At 68.8% G+C, this 1614-nt stretch carries 2 protein-coding genes; both read right to left on the bottom strand.

Annotated elements, in window-relative coordinates:
* Positions 1 to 22: 22 nt before the first annotated feature.
* Entirely contained in the window at positions 23 to 1183 is a 1161-nt protein-coding gene (locus tag ACNPM4_RS06010) for a flagellar hook protein FlgE (protein WP_029261090.1), read from the bottom strand.
* Between the two features lie 28 nt (positions 1184 to 1211).
* Positions 1212 to 1614: flagellar hook assembly protein FlgD (locus ACNPM4_RS06005; protein WP_448985058.1), on the bottom strand; the 403-nt coding region annotated here is incomplete at its 5' end.

The raw sequence follows: 1614 nt of genomic DNA, 5'->3' as shown, positions 1-1614 counted from the left end.
GGAAGCAGCGAGCGGCCGCGACTCAGCGCTTGAGGTTCGTGAGCTCCTGCAGCACTTCGTCGCTCGTGGTGATGATGCGGGCGTTCGCCTGGAAGCCGCGCTGCGCGACGATCAGGTTGGTGAACTCCTGCGACAGGTCGACGTTCGACATCTCGAGGGCGCCGCTGATGATGCCGCCCAGGCCGTCGGTTCCGGCCTCGCCCAGCGTCGGCTGGCCGGAGTTGCCGCTGGGACGGAACTGCGAGGACCCGGTCTTCTCGAGTCCGCCCGGGTTCACGAAGCCGGCCAGCGCGATGCGCGCGAGCACCTCGGTGTCGCCGTTGCTGAACGTGCCCACGAGGCTGCCGTCGTTCGTCAGGGCATAGGAGCTCAGGGTGCCGGCCGGCTTGCCGTTCTGCTCCTTGATGGCGATGTCGCTGACGTCGGCGAAGCCGGTGACCGCAGAGAGGTCGACCGTGATGCCGCCGGACACGATCGACGAGGCACCGGCCTGCTTGCCGTCGGTGAAGGCCAGCGGGGTGCGCGCGCCGGCAGCGTCGGTGACGTCCCAGCCGGCGGTCGTGCGGGTGAAGGTGAGACGCATCGAGGTCTCCGTGCCCTGCGCGTCGTAGGTCTTGATGTCGCGCACGAGCGTGTCGCCGACGGCCGCGCCGGAGGGGAGGTTGCCGGTCACCCGGGCGGTGGTCGTCGCGGCGGCCGGGCTCAGCGCGCCGACGGGGAGCGTGATGTCGCCGATGCCCTGACCGGGGACGATGGCTCCGCCGCGCGCGGTCCAGCCCTGCACGAGCGCGCCGTCGGCCGAGACCAGCTTGCCGCTCGCATCGAACGAGAAGCCGCCGTTGCGGGTGTACAGCGTCTCTCCGCCGGAGCGCACCACGAAGAAGCCGTCGCCGGCGATCATGAGGTCGGTGGGGACGCCGGTGGGCTGCGGTGCCCCCGACGCGAAGTTGGTGCTGATGCCGGCGACCTGCACGCCGAGACCGACCTGGGCGGGGTTCTGACCGCCGAGGTTCGTCTGCGGCATCATCGAGTTGCGCAGCAACTGCGACAGCGAATCCTGGAACTGCACGGCCGAGGCCTTGAAACCGGTCGTGTTGACGTTGGCGATGTTGTTGCCCGTGACGTCGAGCATGGTCTGGTGCGAGCGCAGGCCCGAGATTCCGGCGAAGAGGGAGCGGAGCATGGTGGTGCCTTTCTGGGTGCGGGGCTGATCAGGATTTGGGGACGAGGGAGACGCCGGAGACGGCGTCGAGGGGGATGGATGCTTCGCCGATGGTCACGAGCGGCACGGCGCCCGCATAGGAGACCGAGGTGACGATGCCCTTCTGCGTGACACCGTCGGCATCGACGTACTGGGCTTCGTGGCCGATGAGCGCGGCGGCGGTCTGCCGCATGCTGAGCGCGAAGCTCTCGGTCGAGGTGGCCGACAGCGCGGTCAGCTGCTCCATGGACGCGAGCTGCGTGGTCTGCGAGATCATCTCGTTCGTGTTCATGGGAGAGCTCGGGTCCTGATTGGTCAGCTGGGTCACCAGCAGCTTCAGGAACACCTCCGAGTCGAGCGTCTTCTTGCGTTCGACCGGGGGCGTGGTGCTTCCTGTCTGCACGCCGGTGGGC

The sequence above is a fragment of the Microbacterium umsixpiens genome, from assembly GCF_053543675.1.
The sequence above is the reverse complement of the archived record's forward strand: the minus strand, read 5'-3'. Positions and strand labels throughout refer to the sequence as shown.

Bases quoted from the DNA above. Each gene is read 5' to 3' on its own strand.
- ACNPM4_RS06010 (WP_029261090.1), bottom strand. From the start codon at position 1,183: ATGCTCCGCTCCCTCTTCGCCGGAATCTCGGGCCTGCGCTCGCACCAG.